The sequence below is a fragment of the Kitasatospora sp. NPDC004272 genome (assembly GCF_053603035.1).
The window spans coordinates 61128-78022 of record NZ_JBSGET010000011.1 but is presented as its reverse complement, the minus strand read 5'-3'; the positions used below and the strand labels follow the sequence as shown (position 1 = coordinate 78022).

Annotated in this window: 17 protein-coding genes; 16 read left to right on the top strand and 1 reads right to left on the bottom strand. The window is 74.2% G+C overall.

Annotation, left to right across the window (positions count from 1 at the left end):
* Positions 1-86: 86 nt before the first annotated feature.
* The 3 genes from pheA to ACWEO5_RS06115 all read left to right on the top strand — a co-directional run bounded on the left by pheA (position 87) and on the right by ACWEO5_RS06115 (position 3848).
* Positions 87-1022 (top strand): prephenate dehydratase, encoded by a 936-nt coding sequence (gene pheA, locus ACWEO5_RS06125; RefSeq protein WP_452160585.1) that lies wholly within the window; start codon positions 87-89, stop codon positions 1020-1022.
* A 700-nt stretch (positions 1023-1722) separates the two neighbouring features.
* On the top strand, positions 1723-3000 hold the full coding sequence (serS, locus tag ACWEO5_RS06120; RefSeq protein WP_344554044.1) for a serine--tRNA ligase: 1278 nt from the start codon (positions 1723-1725) through the stop codon (positions 2998-3000).
* Between the two features lie 32 nt (positions 3001-3032).
* The gene (locus tag ACWEO5_RS06115; RefSeq protein ID WP_452160583.1) at positions 3033-3848 is read left to right on the top strand and encodes an HAD family hydrolase; all 816 of its coding nucleotides are present in this window, start codon (positions 3033-3035) and stop codon (positions 3846-3848) included.
* Between the two features lie 82 nt (positions 3849-3930).
* On the opposite strand, the gene ACWEO5_RS06110 is transcribed toward ACWEO5_RS06115, so the two are convergent.
* Complete coding sequence (locus tag ACWEO5_RS06110) at positions 3931-5721, bottom strand: LCP family glycopolymer transferase (protein ID WP_452160581.1); 1791 nt, start codon at positions 5719-5721, stop codon at positions 3931-3933.
* Between the two features lie 767 nt (positions 5722-6488).
* Here ACWEO5_RS06110 and ACWEO5_RS06105 point away from each other — a divergent pair.
* The 13 genes from ACWEO5_RS06105 (at position 6489) to ACWEO5_RS06045 (ending at position 16880) form a co-directional block, all read left to right on the top strand.
* Complete coding sequence (locus ACWEO5_RS06105) at positions 6489-6680, top strand: hypothetical protein (RefSeq protein WP_344554040.1); 192 nt, start codon at positions 6489-6491, stop codon at positions 6678-6680.
* A 32-nt stretch (positions 6681-6712) separates the two neighbouring features.
* Positions 6713-7396 (top strand): ATP-binding cassette domain-containing protein, encoded by a 684-nt coding sequence (locus tag ACWEO5_RS06100; RefSeq protein WP_452160578.1) that lies wholly within the window; start codon positions 6713-6715, stop codon positions 7394-7396.
* Positions 7393-8187, top strand: coding sequence for an ABC transporter permease subunit (locus ACWEO5_RS06095; RefSeq protein ID WP_452160576.1), 795 nt, complete (start codon positions 7393-7395; stop codon positions 8185-8187). The genes ACWEO5_RS06100 and ACWEO5_RS06095 overlap by 4 nt, the downstream gene beginning before the upstream one ends.
* A 106-nt stretch (positions 8188-8293) precedes the next feature.
* The gene (locus ACWEO5_RS06090; protein ID WP_344554036.1) at positions 8294-8443 is read left to right on the top strand and encodes a hypothetical protein; all 150 of its coding nucleotides are present in this window, start codon (positions 8294-8296) and stop codon (positions 8441-8443) included.
* Between the two features lie 68 nt (positions 8444-8511).
* On the top strand, positions 8512-8670 hold the full coding sequence (locus tag ACWEO5_RS06085) for a hypothetical protein (protein WP_344554035.1): 159 nt from the start codon (positions 8512-8514) through the stop codon (positions 8668-8670).
* Between the two features lie 83 nt (positions 8671-8753).
* Positions 8754-8897: a hypothetical protein gene (locus tag ACWEO5_RS06080; protein ID WP_452160574.1), complete on the top strand. Its 144-nt coding sequence runs from the start codon at positions 8754-8756 to the stop codon at positions 8895-8897.
* Positions 8898-9050: 153 nt separating this feature from the next.
* Positions 9051-9203 carry a hypothetical protein gene (locus tag ACWEO5_RS06075; RefSeq protein ID WP_344554033.1) on the top strand — a complete coding sequence of 51 codons (153 nt, stop codon included), beginning with the start codon at positions 9051-9053 and terminating at the stop codon, positions 9201-9203.
* A gap of 210 nt (positions 9204-9413) precedes the next feature.
* Positions 9414-11072 (top strand): hypothetical protein, encoded by a 1659-nt coding sequence (locus ACWEO5_RS06070; protein WP_452160571.1) that lies wholly within the window; start codon positions 9414-9416, stop codon positions 11070-11072.
* A gap of 112 nt (positions 11073-11184) precedes the next feature.
* Complete coding sequence (gene mpaB / locus ACWEO5_RS06065) at positions 11185-12204, top strand: daptide biosynthesis RiPP recognition protein (protein WP_452160569.1); 1020 nt, start codon at positions 11185-11187, stop codon at positions 12202-12204.
* Positions 12201-13070, top strand: coding sequence for a daptide-type RiPP biosynthesis methyltransferase (gene mpaM, locus ACWEO5_RS06060; protein WP_452160567.1), 870 nt, complete (start codon positions 12201-12203; stop codon positions 13068-13070). Before mpaB ends, mpaM begins: the two co-directional genes overlap by 4 nt.
* Entirely contained in the window at positions 13067-14386 is a 1320-nt protein-coding gene (mpaD, locus tag ACWEO5_RS06055; RefSeq protein ID WP_452160565.1) for a daptide-type RiPP biosynthesis aminotransferase, read from the top strand. The genes mpaM and mpaD overlap by 4 nt, the downstream gene beginning before the upstream one ends.
* The gene (mpaC, locus tag ACWEO5_RS06050) at positions 14383-15615 is read left to right on the top strand and encodes a daptide-type RiPP biosynthesis dehydogenase (protein WP_452160563.1); all 1233 of its coding nucleotides are present in this window, start codon (positions 14383-14385) and stop codon (positions 15613-15615) included. Before mpaD ends, mpaC begins: the two co-directional genes overlap by 4 nt.
* The gene (locus ACWEO5_RS06045; RefSeq protein ID WP_452160561.1) at positions 15612-16880 is read left to right on the top strand and encodes a YcaO-like family protein; all 1269 of its coding nucleotides are present in this window, start codon (positions 15612-15614) and stop codon (positions 16878-16880) included. The genes mpaC and ACWEO5_RS06045 overlap by 4 nt, the downstream gene beginning before the upstream one ends.
* The last annotated feature ends 15 nt before the right edge of the window (positions 16881-16895 follow it).

Genomic DNA, 16895 nt, shown 5'->3' with positions numbered 1-16895 from the left:
GGGGCCGGGCGGCGCCGGGAAAGTGGCTATGGTGAGGAACGGGCCAGGGGTGCCCACGCGTAGGCGCAGTGAGTTCGGAGGCGGTCATGTCGGCGACCCGTTACACCTATCTCGGGCCCGCGGGCACCTTCACCGAGGCGGCGCTGCGCACCCTGCCGGAGGCGGCGACCCGGGAGCTGACGCCGGTGGCCTCGGTCTCGGCGGCGCTGGACGCGGTGCGGGCCGGTGAGGCCGCGGGCGCGATGGTGGCGATCGAGAACTCGGTGGACGGCGCGGTCACCACCACCAGCGACGAGCTGATCAACGGCAGCCCGCTGATGATCTACCGCGAGGTGCTGCTGCCGATCTCGTTCGCGGTGATGGTCCGGCCCGGCACCACCGCGGGCGACGTGAAGACGGTCAGCGGCCACCCGGTGGCGCAGCCGCAGGTGCGGCACTGGCTGGCCGCGAACCTGCCCGACGCGCAGTGGGAGTCGGCGGCGTCCAACGCGGAGGCGGCCCGGCTGGTCCAGGAGGGCCGCTACGACGCGGCGGTGGCGGGGGCGTTCGCCGCGGAGCTGTACGGGCTGGAGGTGCTGTCGGACGAGATCCACGACGTGGCGTCGCCGACCACCCGGTTCGTGCTGGCGGGCCGTCCCGGGCGGGTGTCCTCGGCGACCGGCTGGGACAAGACCTCGATGGTGGTGTGGCTGCCGGACGACCACCCGGGCGCGCTGCTGGAGCTGCTGCAGGAGTTCGCGGTGCGCGGGATCAACCTGATGCGGATCGAGTCCCGGCCGACCGGCGAGGGCATGGGCAACTACTGCTTCCTGATCGACTGCGAGGGGCACCTCAGCGAGCGGCGGGTCAGCGAGGCGCTGATGGGCCTGAAGCGGATCTGCCCGCAGGTGCGCTTCCTCGGCTCCTACCCGCGGGCCGACAAGGGCACCGCCTTCCCGCTCCGCAACGGCACCTCGGACCTGGACTTCGCGACCGCCGCAGACTGGCTCTCGCGCTGCCTGGACGGGCGCGGGGAGCTCTAGGCGCCGCTCCCCGCCGGGGAGGGGGACGACCCGGGCCGGGCGGGGCCGTGCGCGGTCCCGCCCCGTTCACTTCCGACACGCCCGGACGTCACCTGGCCGGCGCAGCCCCGTTCACCAGCGGCGCTGCCGGGCCGGCCGGGCGCGGGGGCGGGCGGGGCGGTTCATCCACAGGACGGCGGGCGGCGTCCACAGGCGGGGTTGTCCCCAGCTGACGGGCAGTTATCCACAGGGACGGGCCCGAGTCGACAAAACGGTAAAGAAACCACCAGGTCCGGTCAGATCATCTGCTAGGGCCGCGTAGTGGACTAATCGGACCAGAGTCGCCCTTGCGCCGACAAATCACCTGGGCGAGCGAGCGAATTCCCTCACCCGGGAAGCCGAATCGAGGTTTGAAACCTGGAATTCCCGGTTCGGACGTCTGCGGACCTTCGGTTCCGCACTGTCCACAGGCCCGGGGGCGATCCTGTGGATAACCCGTCTGCAGGCGGGTTGTCCACCGGGGTTATCCACAGGCGGAGCAGAGTTATCCCCAACCCCGGACGGCCTTCCACCACCCTCTCCCGGGGGCGCGCGGGACAGGATGCCACAATTACGGACAGCCGGTACATAACCGCTCAACCCGCCGCGCGGCCGGGACCCGCCCCCGACCCGACCGGGCGGCGTCCCGGAGCGGCCCCCGCCCACCGGTAGGCTGGGGGCCGTGATCGACCTCCGCCTGCTCCGTGAAGACCCCGAGCGAGTGCGCACCTCGCAGCGCTCCCGTGGCGAGGACGTCGACCTGGTCGACGCCCTGCTCTCCGCCGATGAACGCCGCCGCGCGTCCGGCACCCGCTTCGACGAGCTGCGCGCCGAGCAGAAGCAGCTCGGCAAGCAGGTGGCCGCCGCCAAGGGCGAGGAGAAGGCCGCCCTGCTGGCCCGCACCAAGGAGCTGGCCGCCGAGGTGAAGGCCGCCGACGCCGCCCAGGGCGAGGCGAAGGAGGAGGCCGAGCGGCTGCAGCGCTCGCTGGCCAACCTGATCGACCCGGCCGCCCCGGTCGGCGGCGAGGAGGACTTCGTCACGCTGGAGGAGATCGGCACCCCGCGCGACTTCGCCGCCGAGGGCTTCGAGCCCCGCGACCACGTCGAACTGGGCCAGCTGCTCGGCGCGATCGACACCGAGCGCGGCGCCAAGGTGGCCGGCTCCCGCTCCTACTACCTGACCGGCCCCGGCGCGCTGCTGGAACTGGCCCTGGTCAACATGGCGATGGCGCAGGCGTCCGCGGTCGGCTTCACCCCGATGATCACCCCGGCCCTGGTGCGCCCGGCCGCGATGGACGGCACCGGCTTCCTCGGCCAGGCCGCCGAGAACGTGTACTACCTCGCCGACGACGACCGCTACCTGGTCGGCACCAGCGAAGTACCGCTCGCCGCCTACCACATGGACGAGATCCTGGAGGCCGACCGGCTGCCGCTGCGGTACGCCGGCTTCTCCTCCTGCTTCCGCCGCGAGGCCGGCACCTACGGCAAGGACACCCGCGGCATCATCCGGGTGCACCAGTTCGAGAAGGTGGAGATGTTCGTCTTCACCACCCCCGAGGACGCCGAGGCCGAGCACCGCCGCCTGCTCCAGTGGGAGAAGGACTTCCTGAACGCGCTGGAACTGCCCTACCGGGTGATCGACGTCGCCTCCGGCGACCTCGGCGCCTCGGCCGCCCGCAAGTTCGACATCGAGGCGTGGGTCCCGACCCAGGGCAAGTACCGCGAGGTCACCTCCACCTCCAACACCACCGAGTACCAGGCCCGCCGGCTCTCCATCCGGATGCGCGACGCCGAGGGCACCCGCCCGCTCGCCACCCTCAACGGCACCCTGGTCGCCGTCCCCCGGGTGATCGTCGCGCTGCTGGAGAACCACCAGCGGGCCGACGGCTCGGTGGTCCTGCCCGAGGCGCTGCGGCCCTTCCTCGGCGGAAAGGCCGTGCTGGAGCCGGTCACCAAGTAACCCGCCCCCTTCCTCCAGGAGCACCGCGCACCATGAGCACCGACTCGCTGCCCTACCGGCTGGTCGCCACCGACCTCGACGGGACGCTGCTCACCAGCGCCGAGAACGTCTCCGCCCGCACCCGCGAGGCCCTGGGCGCGGTCACCGCGCTCGGGGCGAAGCACATCATCGTCACCGGCCGCTCGGCCGGCTGGACCAGGCCGGTCCTCGACGAGATCGGCTACACCGGGATAGCGGTCTGCGGGCAGGGCGCCCAGGTCTACGACGCGGGCGCGCACAAGCTGCTCACCTCCGTCACCCTGGACCGGCAGCTGGCCGCGCTCGCCCTCGCCAAGATCGAGGCCGAGGTCGGCCCGCTGGCCGTCGCCGCCAACCAGGACGGCCTGGACGGCGAGGTGCTCGCCGGGCCCGGCTACCGGCTGCGGATCGGCGCCGAACTCCCGCTCCGGGAGGTCTCCCCCGACCTGCTGCTCGCCACCCCCGTCAGCAAGCTGTACATCCAGCACCCCGACCTGACGGACGACCAACTCGCCCACGCCGCCTGGTCGGTGGCCGGTCAACTGGTCGGCATCACGATGGCCGGCGAGGGCATCGTCGAACTCCTCCCGCTCGGCCTGACCAAGGCCACCGGCCTCTCGCTGGCCTCCCGCCGACTGGGCGTCACCGCCGCCGGGACCATCGCCTTCGGCGACATGCCCAACGACGTCCCGATGTTCAACTGGGCCGGGTACGGCGTGGCGATGGGCAACGCGCACGGTCAACTGCGCGCGGTGGCCGACGAGGTGACGGTCAGCAACGACGAGGACGGCGTCGCCGTCGTGCTGGAGCGGGTCTTCGGACTCGGCTGACCACCGGCGAGCCGCGAGCCGTGCTCGGACGGCCGGGCGGCGCTGCCGCCCGGCCGTCCCGCGTTCGCGGTCCCGGTCCCGGTCAGCCGAAGCTGAGGTCGGAGCAGGCGTCCTGGTCCGCGGAGCGGGCCTCCCCGGCGACCTCGGAGGAGACCGGGCCCGGGTCGGAGGGGGCCGCCGCCGTCCCGCCCCCCGCCGTCGCGGCGTAGTCCTTGCCGAGGACCAGCGTGACGGTGCCCGCGGCGCCGCCCGCCTCGACGGTCGCGCCCGGGAACAGCGCGGCGACGGCCTGCGCGTGCGCCTTCTGGGCGGCCGAACCGTACTGGACCACCGTGGTGGCGTGGTTCTGGCTGGCCGCGTTGCCGGTCGAGGTGACGGTGTAGTGGGCGCCCTTCAGGGTGTCGGCGGCCTTGAGGCCGAGTCCGGCCGTGGTGGTGCCGTTGTAGACCGCGACCTTCACGCCGGTGCCGTCGGCGGGCGGGGCGGGCGCCTCGGTGGGTGACGCGGACTCGGTCGCGGGCTCGGACGGGGCCGGGGAGGCGGCGCCGGCGTCCTGCCCGTCCAGGGTGCGGTCGGCCTTCAGCGAGGCCCACAGCTGGTCGACGTCCGGGTGGTTGAGGCCGATCCGGGCGCCCTCGTAGTGCCAGGGCGTGGTGATGAACTTGATGTCGTGCAGGTCGATGTTCTTGAGCGTCATCGCCAGGCCGGTCAGCTTGTCGATGCTGTCCAGGCTCTCGTCCACGGTCAGCGACTTGGTGGCGGCGTCGGCCAGCGGGTACAGCGTGGTCGGGCTCATGCCCTCCGACTTGACCTGCTTGATCAGCGAGGAGAGGAACGCCTGCTGGCGCTTCATCCGGCCGACGTCGGAGCCGTCGCCGATGCCGTGCCGCAGCCGGACGTAGTCCAGCGCGGACTGGCCCTCGACCTTCTGCATGCCCTTCGAGTAGATCAGCTTGCCCTTGCGGGGCAGGTTCGGGTTGAGGTCGCGCTCGTAGATGTCGTTGGGCAGGCAGACCTCGACGCCGCCGACCGCCTTGGTCATCGCGGCGAAGCCCTCGAAGTTGACCACCATGGTGTGGTCGATCCGCAGGTTGGTGAGCTTCTCCACGGTGTTCTGGGTGCAGGCCGGGTTGCCGTCCTTCAGGTCGCCCACCGAGAAGGCGCTGTTGAACATGACGTTGCTCTGCGGACCGGTCCAGGTCTTGTTCCCCAGCATGCACTTGGGTATGTCGACCAGCGCGTCGCGGGGGAACGAGACGCCGACGGCGTGCTTGTGGTCGGCGTAGACGTGCAGCAGGATCGTGGTGTCCGAGCGGGCGCCGCCCTCGTCGCCGCCGCCGAGGTCCTTGTTGTCGCCGTCGCGCGAGTCCGAACCGATCAGCAGGATGTTCATCGGCTTGTTGCCGTTGGCGTCCGCCTCCGCCTCCGGCGGGCGGCTCTCGCTGACGCCGGCGCTGTCCCAGGAGGAGATGTTGGCGTTCAGCCGCCAGTAGAGGAAACCGCCGGTGCCGACCACGGCGAGGCTGGTGCCGACCAGGCTCCAGATCACGATGCGCTTGGTCCGGCGGGGCTTGCGGCGCCCCTGCTGCGCGGCCCGGCGGGCCTCGGCCCGGCCACCGCCCTCCGGCGCGCCCCCGGCGTCCGGCCCCGCCGAGCGCCGGCCGCCCCGGCCCTGCTGCTGCGCGGCCCGGCGGGCCTCGGCCCGGCCGCCGGTCGGAACGGCCTGCCGGTCGTCCGCCCGGCCGTGCGGCGCCCGCGGCCGGGGTACGTCGTCACGCCGTGGCGCATCCTGCCGGTACGGATCGCCCTGCGGGGGGAGGTTCTCCCACCAGCCGGCGTCCTCGTCCGACGTCCCCGCCCTGCGGCCTGTCATACCTGCACCCTTCACCGGAGGCCGCCTTCGGGCGCCTCTACCGCCGCTCCCCCGCCGTTCGCGTCATCGCCGACGGACGGAAGGAAGCCGGAGAGCGGAGCATACAAAGGGATCATTTCCGAGTCACTGCCCGGGGCACGCTCCGTGCAGTGGAACGCGCGTACGCGGATCGCCGGTTCCCGGGCCCGGGTGTGAGGCGCGCAACGCCCCGGAAGCGGCCCCACCAGCGGGAGGGGGCCACCGCGGGCGGGAAGGGCGGGGTAGTCGGGGTCGGCGGGGCGGGCGGGGTGCCCGGCGCGAGCGCGGCGGCGCGTGAGGCGGATCCTCGAAAGTGACGGAGCGTCAAAAACCTTTCCAAAGAATGCTCTTCACCCGTACTTGCGCGCAATTGCCTTGTTAGGCGGGGGTGTTGGAGTCACCCGTCCCCGGTTCCCGTCGAAGGTTCGCCGGCGCAAAGAAGCTGCAACCGGGGTCTGCAATATGCTGCAGCCGAATCCCCGTTCTGCCGCTGTTGCGCCTGGCATATTTCTCGTTGTCAGCAGCACGCAAGAGCAAGCAGACAAGGAGCACCACACCGTGGCTCACCGGGGGAACACCAGGCACGAGCTGTCCGAGAGACCGACCGGCGCCACTGTCGCCGGCGCGTCCGCCCTGACCGGCGGCGACCTCTTGATGGCGCCCGTGGGCAGCGGCGGTTGGGACTACACCACCCCGGTACCGTTCACCAGGTAACCACACCAAGGCACTTGAGACTTCAGGGAAAAGACATGCGGACGATTCGGACGAACTACCTGTTGGCGGCGGCGGGAATTCCAACCTTGCTGCTGGCCCTGGGCGCCCTGTTCACGCGCTCGGCGTCCGGCGTCAGCACCATCGGGTACGTGCTTCTCGGGCTGGGATTCGTCGGAGCCGTCGGAATGGGCGTGGCGCTGGGCCTCAAGATTCGGGGCAGGGGTTGACCGGGACCGGGTTGGACATCGTCCTCGACGGTGTGACCAAGCAGTACGGCGGACGAGCGGCCCTCGACGCGGTGAGCTTCACCGCGCGGGCCGGTCGGATCACCGGGTTCATCGGACGCAACGGCGCCGGCAAGACCACCGCGATGCGGATCCTGCTGGGCCTGGCCGCGGCCGACACCGGCAGCGCGACCATCGGCGGCCGGACCCACCTCGGTCTCCCGCCCGGCACCGTCGGGCACCTGCTGGAACCGGCCTTCCACCCCGGCCGGAGCGGACGCTCCCACCTGCGGATACCGACGACCGCGCTCGGGCTCGACCCGGCCGGCATCGAGGACGTGCTGGGTGACGTCGGCCTGCTGGAGGCCGCCGACCGCCGGGTGCGCGGCTACTCGCTGGGCATGCGCCAGCGCCTCGGCCTGGCCAGGGCCCTGCTCGGGACCCCCCGGGCCCTCATCCTCGACGAGCCGACCAACGGCCTCGACCCCGACGGCGTGCTGTGGCTGCGCGGGCGGCTGCGGAAGGCCGCCGACGAGGGCGTCGCCGTCCTGGTGAGCAGCCACCTGCTCAGCGAACTGGAGCACCTCGTCGACGACGTCGTCTTCCTGCAGGGCAAGGTGCTCTGGCAGGGCAGCCGCGAGGACGCCGCCCGGGAGTCCACCGACGGCAGCCTGGAACAGCTCTACCGCCAGCTCAACGGAACCGGAGTCGCCGCATGAGCGCCGCAGTGACCAGTGCAGCGCCGGCCACCGGCGGAGACCTGAAACGCGCCACCGCGGCCGAGTGGGTGCGGACCCGCACCACCAGGACCTGGTGGGGGCTGCTGCTGACCACCGTGGGCATGGCGGCGATACAGACGCTCGGCGCCACCGCCACCGTCGGCAAGCCGGACGGACTGGACGCCAACACCCCCGAGGGGCTGCACCAGGCCCTGAGCAGCGGCTTCTTCGCCGCGCTGTTCGCGGCCGTCCTGGGGGCGCTGCTCGTCAGCACCGAGTTCCGGCACCGCACGGCCGGGGACTCGATCGTCCTGGTGCGCAGCCGGGAGACCTGGCTGCTCGCCAAGGTGCTGGTCGCCTCGGTGCTGGGCCTGCTGTACACGGTCGTCGGTCAGTTGACCGTGCTGGCCGTCGGAGTGCCGGTGCTGCAGTCCAAGGGCATCGACCACATCGACCTGTGGCACGGCGAGGTGTTCTCCACGATCTGGGGCACCTTCCTGCTCGGTCCCTTCGCGGCCGCCTTCGGCGTCGGCGTCGGCGCCCTGGTGCGCAACCAGGTGGCCTCCGTCGTCGGGCTGGTGCTCTACACCGTGCTGCTGGAGGGCGCGCTCGTGCAGTTCGTGCCCTCGGTCGGCAAGTACCTGCCGGGCGGAGCCATCGCGGCCATCGCCGGTGACCCCACCGTGGAGCACCTGTCGATGCCCTGGGGCTTCCCGCTCTACGCGGCCTGGGCCGTGCTCGTCCTGCTGGCCGGCACCAAGCGCCTGGCCGCCCAGGACGTCAACGGCTGAGGCACGCGATCACCATGGACTTCCCCGCCCGTCGCGGCGGGGGGACGCGCTCGCCGCGACCGCGGCGGGCGCCCGTTCCGAGACCTCCGTGAAGGAGGTGAACATCATGCAGAACACCACCGTCCTGGCCGACCTCTCCGAGGTCGAGGAGCTGGAGGACCTTCAGGCCCCCGGCTTCTGGGAGGGCGTGGCGCTGGGCGGGGCCTTCGGGGCCGCCCTCGGCACCGGCATCGGCATCGGCCTGGCGATCACCTGATCCCGACCCGCTCGCCGCACCCTGTTCCGATCGTCAATCCGCTGTTCGTAGAAGGGAAGTGAACAACCATGAAGGACTCCGTCGTGATCGACCTCGCTGAGGTCGAGGAGCTGGAGGAGCTGCAGGCTCCGGGCTTCTGGAGCACCGTTGGCGGCTTCGCCGTCGGCACCGTCGTGGTCGGTGGCGGCATCGTCGGTGGCATCGCCATCGGCGTCGCGATCACCTGATCCCGACCCGCTCGCCGCACCCCGTTCCGATCGTCAATCCGCTGTTCGTAGAAGGGAAGTGAACAACCATGAAGGACTCCGTCGTGACGGACCTCGCTGAGGTCGAGGAGCTGGAGGAGCTGCAGGCTCCGGGCTTCTGGAGCACCGTTGGCGGCTTCGCCGTCGGCACCGTCGTGGTCGGTGGCGGCATCGTCGGTGGCATCGCCATCGGCGTCGCGATCACCTGATCCCGACCCGCAGGTCAGCAAGTCCCCGGGCCGGCACGGGCGGAAGCACCGTGCGGGCAAAAAAACACGCTCCCTGATGGGTCGACAGCCTGGCAGCTAACGACAACCCGTCACAGGAAGCGCAAATGATGTGAACCAGAAGGAGGTTAGCACATGACGAAGGAACTGATCCAGAGCGAGAGCGAGCTGCTCGTCGAGGAGTTGGAGGAGCTGCAGGCTCCCGGCTTCTGGGACGGCGTGGCGCTGGGCGGTGCGTTCGGGGCCGCCCTCGGCACCGGCATCGGCATCGGTCTGGCCATCACCTGATCCGGTAGCACCTGATCCGGAACGGGGCGGCGGCCTTCGGGTGAGAGCCCGGCGGCCACCGCCCCGCCCTGTTTCCGGCCCCGTTCCCGGCTCCGCTCCCGCCCGTGGAAGCGGGACCGGGAGCGGGACCGGAGGCACCGGACCGCGCACTGATCGACGCGCCCGGCGACACCGGGCGCCTGACCCACCGACCTCCGGAGGAGAACGAGCGTGAGTACGGCCCAGGTTGCGGCCGCGGTGACCGGCCGTGGCCACGACGACATCCTCGACCTGGTGATGCGCCCCGACCTCGACTTCGTCGCGGACGCGGACGGCAGCCGGGTGATCGTGGTCGACCCGGTGCGCGGGCGGCAGCTGCGGATGGCCGGCGGGGCCGCCGACCTGCTGCGCTCGCTGGACGGGACGCGGACCACGTCCTCCCTGATGGACGACCTGGGCGTCGACGACCCGGGTCCGGTCGACCGGGCGCTGGCGCGGTTCGCCGAGCTGGAGCTGACCACGACGAAGGCCGGCGCGGCCGCCCCCGCCGAGCCGCGCAAGGTGCGCCGCTGGGGCTACCGCCCGCCCGCCGTCCTGGAACTGACCCTCCTCGATCCGGCCCGACTGCTGGCCCGGTGCACCCCCGTCGGCCGGGCGCTGGCCTCGCGGCCCGGCACCGCGCTGAGCACCGCGCTGACCGTCGGCGGCCTGGCGCACTTCGCGCTGGCGGGCTCGGCGGCCTGGGCGGAACTGGGACGGCCGGCGAGCGTCACCACCGTCCTGGCGCTGATGCTCACGATGGTGGCGACCACCTTCGTGCACGAGCTCGGCCACGGGCTGTCGCTGGTGCGCGGCGGCGGACGGGTGCACCGGCTGGGCGTGATGCTGATGTACGGCAGCCCGGCGATGTTCTGCGACGTGAGCGAAGCCTGGCGGCTGCCCCGCCGGGAGCGGCTGATGGTGGCGCTGGCCGGGATCCGGGTGCACCTGGCGGTGGCGGGCGCGGCCGGCCTGGCGGCGCCGCTGCTGGAACCGGGCGGGGCGCGGCAGTTGGCGGCGGGCGTGCTGGTCTCCAACCTGCTGATGGCCGGGCTGAACCTCTGCCCGTTCGTGAAGTTCGACGGCTACCTGGCGCTGATCGGCTGGCTGGACCGTCCGAACCTGCGCGTCCAGACCATGGCCGAGGCCGGCCGGGTGGCGGCGCTGACCGTGTTCGGCGGCCTGCGCGGCGAACGGCCCTCGCCGGGACGGGTGCTGTTCGGGGTGGCGTGCGCGCTGACCGGTCCGGCCCTGGCGGTGTCGGCCTTCCTGAACTACCAGGCGTTCGTGCTGGTGACGCTCGGCCAGGTGGGTGGCGCGCTGGTGCTGGCCCTGCTCGGCTGGGTCGCCTTCGTGGCGGTGCGCCGCACCGTGCGCTGGTCCCGGACGGCCAAGGAGCAGGGCGCCGGCGCGGTGCGCCGGACGGTCGGCGCACTGGCCCTGGCCGGTGTGCTCGCCGCGGTGCTGCTCGGGGTGCGGGTGCCGCTCACCTGGACCTCGGTGTACGCCACCACCCCGCAGGGGCCGGTGCTGGTGCTGCCGACCGACCTCGGGACGGACCGACTGGACGGCCGGGCGGTGGACCTGCAGGCCGCGGGCCTGGTCCTGCACCCGGCGGCGGGCCGCGCGACGGTCTGCGGCGGCGTGGAGGACCGCGAGGTCACCGCGCAGGCCGGTTCGCCGATCGCGGTCGGCATCGACACCCAGGTGTCGCGGGCCGTGGTGCCGCTGTGCCCGGACGGCCCGCTCGACCGGGCCGACGGGCTGGCCTCGTTCCGGACCGGCGACGTCCCGCTCGGCAGCTGGCTGGTCGACGTCTTCGTGCTCCCGGCCTGGTCCCGACTGTTCTGACCCGCCCGTCCGCCACCCCGGCAGTCGAGCGGCCGTCCGCCACCCCGGCGGTCGAGCGGCCGACCGCTCCCGCCCCCTCCCTTCCCGTCCCTTCCCCCCGCAGGAGAACGCCATGACCACGCTGGACGCCGGCCCGACCCCGGAACTCCTGGCCGAGGCCGCGCTGCGGCTGCAGCGCTGGGTCTCCGGCTGCTACCCGCAGCCGCTGCCGACCGCCCTGGAGATCGTCGTCGCCCCAGGCGCCGATCCGGCGCCGCTGCTGGCCTCCGGGCTGGTCACCGCGGACACCTGGATCTTCGCGGACCGGGACGCCGCCGCCGTCCTGGCCGGGGCCACCGCCGCGACGGTCGTGCCGACCGACGGCGGATTCGCGTTCAGCGGCGACGAGGTCGCCCTGGCCGACGAGATCTTCATCCAGGTCTTCGACTACTCCTCGATCGGCTTCCTCACCGTGGCCGGCCCGACCGTGGTCCGGATCACCGGCGACGAGGACCTCGCGGCCTTCCTGGCGGACGCCGACCGGGCCGCCGCCGACGGCAGCTTCCCCGAGCAACTCACCCACCCCGCAGTCCAGTTGGCCGACCTTCCGGCCCTGGCCGGGGCGCCCACCGGCAGCGGCTGCGCCCGCCTGCAGCTGGCCGGGGACGGCACCCTGAGCTCCGGCCCGGCCGCCCCCGCGGGCGCCGAGGCCCCGGCCTCCGGGCAGGCCCTGGACGGCGTGCTGACCGCGGGCCTGCTGCCCGCAGCGCACGCCGAACGCCCGTGGCTGGCCCGCTACGTACGGGCCCTGGACGCGGTGCGGCGGCTCAACGCCCGCCGTCCCGGCAGCATCCGGGTGGCCGGCTTCGGCCACCGCTTCTGCCCCGACCTGCCGACCGTGCCGGTCGAGGACGTGGACGCGCCGCTGCTGGTCGCGATCGACGGGCAACCGCACGCCCTGCTGGGCGCGGAGCTGAAGATGTTCCGGATCAACGCGGAGGCGGCCGTGGTGCTGGACGCGCACCAGGTGCTGGAGCCCGCCGCCGCCGAGGAGCACGCGGCCCGCGCGCTCGGCCTGGCGCCCGGCCTGGTCCGCGAACTGCGCGCCACCCTGCTGGAGCGCCTCCACCTGCCCGCGGGCGGCGCCCGGTGACCACCGCACCCGCCCCCGCCACCGCTGTCCCCGCTCCCGTCGCCGCTGCCGCCCGCCTCGATGAACTACCGGGCAGTGCACGTGAGTTGGCTGCCGAACTCGGCCCCGACCTGATCGTCGCGGACATGTACGGCGACCACGGCGGCCCGGTCTACCACGCGCTGTCCGCGGCCGACACGGTGGAGATCCCCGACCTGCTCGCCGCGTTCCGCGGCCTGCGCGGCCCGCTGCTGGAACTGGCCTGCGGCTCCGGCCGGCTGACCGTCCCGCTGCTGGCCGCCGGACACCGGGTCACCGGCATCGACAACTCGCGCTCCCTGCTGACCGTCCTCGCCGAACGGCTGCTGGCCCCGCAGGGCGCACGGCTGGCCGACCGGCTGACCGTCGTCGAGGCCGACATGCGCGAACTGGCGCTGGGCCGGGTGTTCGCCGGCGCGCTGCTCGGCACCACCACCGTCGGGCTGCTCGACCCCGGCACCCGGCCCGCCGTGTTCCGGTCCGTCCGCCGCCACCTCGCCCCCGGCGCCCCGTTCGCACTGACCGTCCACCTGCCCGACGGCTCCGGCACCGCCCCGGCCGGCGAGCCGGTGGAGAGCGTCCACCACTCCGAGGCCGCCGGCGCCCGCTGCACGGTGGTCTCCCACCTGGTCGCGGACCGCTCGCGCCGCCACGTCACGGTGCTGCGCCGCTCCGCGGACGGCCCGCCCGTCGCCCTGACCTCGGTGGTGCACCTGCCGACCGCCGAGGTGCTGGCCGCCGAACTCGCCGACGCCGGTTTCCGGATCGAAGCCACCCGCCCCGTGCGGTCGGCCGGTACGGAGGACGGCTCGGTCCACTCCCTGATCCTCGCGAGGAGCACCTCATGACCGCGGCCCTCCTGACCACGGCCCCCGCCACCGCGACCGGCCCGGCCGCGGCCCGCCCCTACCCGCTGTGGGAGATGCTCGTCCCGCCGAGCCGGTTCGACCTCCCGGAGCGGCAGCTGGTGAGCGCCGCCGGCAGCCGGCTGCGGTTCGCCGACGGCCACGAGGTGATGGACGCCACCAGCGGCCTGTGGAACGTCAACCTCGGCTACGGCAACCCGGCGATCGCCGCCGCCGTGGGCGCCGCCCTGACCGAGGCGTCCTACCTGAGCCTGTTCCGCTACGGCCACCGGTACGCGGTCGACGCGGCCGCCCGGCTGGTCGACGCGGCCGGTCCGGACCGCTACCGGCGGGTGCTGTACTCGACCTCCGGCGGCTCCGGGAACGACCTGGTGATGAAGCTCGCCCGCCAGTACGCCGTCCTGAACGGCGACCCGCGGCGCACTCTGGTGGTCGGCTTCAAGGGCAGCTACCACGGCCTCACCTACGGCGCGTTCGCCGTCAGCGGCGAGGACCTCGGCCAGCAGATGTACGGCGTCGACGTCCGCCAGGTGCGGCACGTCAGCCCCGACCGGCCGGAGGAACTGGAACGCCTGATGGCGCGGGAGGGCCACCGGGTGGCCGCCGTGATCTGCGAGCCGGTGCTCGGCTCGGGCACCCACGTGGTCGGCCCGGAGATGATCGAGGCACTGCTGAGGCTCCGCGCCGAGCACGGCTACCTGCTGGTCGCCGACGAGGTCGCCACCGGCTTCGGCCGGACCGGCCCGCTGTTCGCCTCCGACCGGTGGCCGGACGCGCCCGACCTGCTGCTCACCTCCAAGGGCCTGACCAACGGCACCTGCGCGGCCTCCGCGGTCCTGGTCTCGCACCGGGTCGCGGCCGCGTTCGACCGGCACGACGCACTGCTGGTGCACGGCGAGACGCAGGCCGGCTCCCCGCCCACCTGCGCGGCGATCACCGCCACCCTCGACGAGTTCGCCCGGCTGGACGCGCTGGCCTCCGGCGAGCGCGTCGCCCGCCGCCTCGACGCGGTCCTGGACGGACTGCTGGCGTCCGTCCCCGGCGCGACCGGCACCACCGGCACCGGCTGCTTCCGCTCGCTGCACCTCACCGACGCCGACGGCCGGCCGCTGGACGGCGCGGCCGTGCAGCGCACCATCGAACTGGTCCGCGTCGAGGGCGCGCTGGTCTACACCGGCCCGGGCTGCGTCCAGCTGATCCCGCCGCTGACCAGCAGCGACCAGGACCTCGACGCCCTGGAGCGGGCGCTGCGCACCGGCCTGGCCCGGGCGGCCCGCGAGGTCGGGAACCACCGGTGAACGAGGACCGGCCCGCCGCCGCGATGTGGCAGCGCCCCTCCCGGCTGCACGTGGGCGCCGGCGCGGCCGTCCAGGCCCTGGCGGCCGGGCCGGCCGCCGACACCCTGCTGCTGACCGACCGGGGCCTGCCCGGGTCGGTGACCGGCCCGCTGCTGGCGGCCGCCCGGACCGCCGCCGGCTCCCGGCTGCGCGTGCTGGCCCTGGAACCGGAGACGCTGGCACTGCCGGAGATCGAGCAACTCGCTGACACCGTAAGGGAGTCGGCGCGCGTGGTGGCCGTCGGCGGCGGCAGCGTGCTGGACGCCGCCGCACTGGCCCGGCTGCTGGCCGGCGACCCGGCGGCGATCCGGCGGATCCGTCACGGCGGCGGCCGGCCCGGGCTGGTCGCGCTGACCGGCTCGGCCGCCCCGGCCGGCGGCTTGCACCGATCTCCTTGCCCTGCACCTGAGTTGGTGGCCGTGCCCAGCACGGTCGGCACCGCCGCCGAGGTCAGTGCCGCCGCGACGGTACGGGTGGACGGCGGACGCAAGCTGGTCATGGCCGCGTCGCTGGCCGCGGACCTGGCGGTGCTCGACCCGGCGGCCACCGCCACCCTGCCGCCGGCGCTCCTGCGGGAAGGCGTGCTGGAGGCGCTGTGCCGGCTGCTGAACACCTACCTGCCGGAGCCGGGCCGGCAGGTCCCGCGGGTCGGCGACGCCGAGGCCCGCACCCTGCTGCGTCGGCTGGCCCGGGCCGGACGGCAGGCCGAGCAGGGCCGGGCGTCCGCCGAACTCCGCACCGAACTGGCCCTGTTGAGCGCCCAGACGGTGCTCGGCTGGTCGATGCTCGGCCGGGACCCGTTCGCCGGCAAGGTCTGGTACCTGTCCAACGAGCTGTCCTCGGCGACCGGCGCGCGCAAGATGTCGGCGACGGTGGCGGTGCTGCCCGCCGTGTGGGCGCGGGTGCTCGACGGCGACGCCCGGCTCGGCGACGCGGGCCGGCTCCGCGAAGCCTGGCGGGCCGTCCGGTCGGGCCTGCCCGACCTGCCCGAGCAGCCGGTCACCGGCATCGCCGAACTGGCCCGCCGCTGGGGCGTGCCGCCGTGCCCGTCCGCCGGACAGGACCCGGCCCGGCTGGCCGCCCGCGCCGCCCGGGGCTGGGGCGCCGGACTGCCGATGCTCGGCGCGTTCCGCACCGCCGAACTGACCCGCCTCTACGCCGACGTCCTGGAAGGGGCCATCGCGGCATGATCGACTTCACCCGGACCCTCGACCCGGAGGCGTCCCTCGCCCGCGCCTTCCACCTGGTGCCGCCGGACGGTGCCGACCGGCCGCTCTGGCAGGGCCTGGTCGAACTCGCCTGGGACCAGGACGACTCGGCGCTGGCCGGCCGCACCCTCGCCCCCGAGGTGGTGGGCGCCTGCGGCGTCGCCCGCGGCGACGTGGTGGTCCGGGCGGCCGGCGAGGCGGTGGAGCGGTACGCGCTCCGACCGCTGCCCGCCGACCGCACCGCCTGGCCCGAACTCCCCGGCGAGCGGCTGGACTTCGCCGCCCCCGGCGCCGGACTCGGCGCACCCGGCGCGCCGGTGGCGGCGTACTACCCGGCCCACCGGCTCTCCGACGGCGCCCGGGTGCTCGTCCCGGCCGGACTGGTCGACTACCCGGCCGAGGAGCACCCCGGCTTCGACCCGTCCCCGTCCGGCGCCGCCTCCGGGGACGGCCTCGACATGGCGCTGCGCGCGGCACTGCTGGAGGTGATCGAGCGGGACGCGGTGCTGGTGGCCTGGGCCCGCCGGCTGGCACTGCCCCGGGTCGACCTGGACGGCAGCCTGCGCGGGGCCCCGAACGGCCCCGGCTGGCGGCGGCTCGCCGCGGCGCTGCGGGTGGCCCGCGACGGCGGGGTGGAACCGGTGCTGGCCCGGATCCCGACCGGGGTGCCGGGGGTGTTCTGCGCGGTCGGCGTGGTGCTCGACGAGCACGAGGGGCGGCCGCTGGCCGCGGTCGGCTGCAACGCCGCCGGGGACTGGGGCACCACGCTGGCCGGCGCGCTGCAGGAGGCCCTGCAGATCCGGAGCCTGCTGCGGCTGACCCAGCGCGCCCACCCGGACGTCCCGGCCCCGGAGCTGGTCACCGGGGACGTCGAACGGGCCCGGTACTTCGCGGACCGCCCCGGCGCGGACGCCGCGGCCGCCTGGTGCGCGGGGTTCACCGGCCCGGAGCCGGTCGGCGGCGAGACCCCGCCCGGTCCCCCGGGCGTCCGGCAGCTGGTCGAGGGCCTGGCCGGACAGGGCGTGCAGCCGCTCGCCGTCGAGTTGACGCACCGTCTCCCGCCGGAGCTGCGGGCCATGGGGTGGGCGGCCGTGAAGGTGGTGCCGGTCGGCCTGCAGCCGCTGCGGATGGACGAGCGGACGGCGTTCGGCTGGAACCTGCCCCGGCTGGAGTCCGCGCCGCGGCGCACCGGCTTCGAGGCGCTCCACCGGGGCGGCCCCGCCTGGGCGCCGCACCCGCTGATCTGACGCATGGACGCGCCC

Excerpts from the sequence above, each read along its gene's own strand:
- ACWEO5_RS06075 (WP_344554033.1), top strand. The coding sequence starts at position 9,051 with ATGACGAAGGAACTGATCCAGAGCGAGAGCGAGCTGCTCGTCGAGGAG.
- ACWEO5_RS06045 (WP_452160561.1), top strand. The coding sequence starts at position 15,612 with ATGATCGACTTCACCCGGACCCTCGACCCGGAGGCGTCCCTCGCCCGC.
- mpaD (WP_452160565.1), top strand. The coding sequence starts at position 13,067 with ATGACCGCGGCCCTCCTGACCACGGCCCCCGCCACCGCGACCGGCCCG.
- ACWEO5_RS06105 (WP_344554040.1), top strand. The coding sequence starts at position 6,489 with ATGCGGACGATTCGGACGAACTACCTGTTGGCGGCGGCGGGAATTCCA.
- ACWEO5_RS06095 (WP_452160576.1), top strand. The coding sequence starts at position 7,393 with ATGAGCGCCGCAGTGACCAGTGCAGCGCCGGCCACCGGCGGAGACCTG.
- ACWEO5_RS06115 (WP_452160583.1), top strand. The coding sequence starts at position 3,033 with ATGAGCACCGACTCGCTGCCCTACCGGCTGGTCGCCACCGACCTCGAC.
- mpaB (WP_452160569.1), top strand. The coding sequence starts at position 11,185 with ATGACCACGCTGGACGCCGGCCCGACCCCGGAACTCCTGGCCGAGGCC.
- ACWEO5_RS06090 (WP_344554036.1), top strand. The coding sequence starts at position 8,294 with ATGCAGAACACCACCGTCCTGGCCGACCTCTCCGAGGTCGAGGAGCTG.
- ACWEO5_RS06085 (WP_344554035.1), top strand. The coding sequence starts at position 8,512 with ATGAAGGACTCCGTCGTGATCGACCTCGCTGAGGTCGAGGAGCTGGAG.
- pheA (WP_452160585.1), top strand. The coding sequence starts at position 87 with ATGTCGGCGACCCGTTACACCTATCTCGGGCCCGCGGGCACCTTCACC.
- ACWEO5_RS06110 (WP_452160581.1), bottom strand. The coding sequence starts at position 5,721 with ATGACAGGCCGCAGGGCGGGGACGTCGGACGAGGACGCCGGCTGGTGG.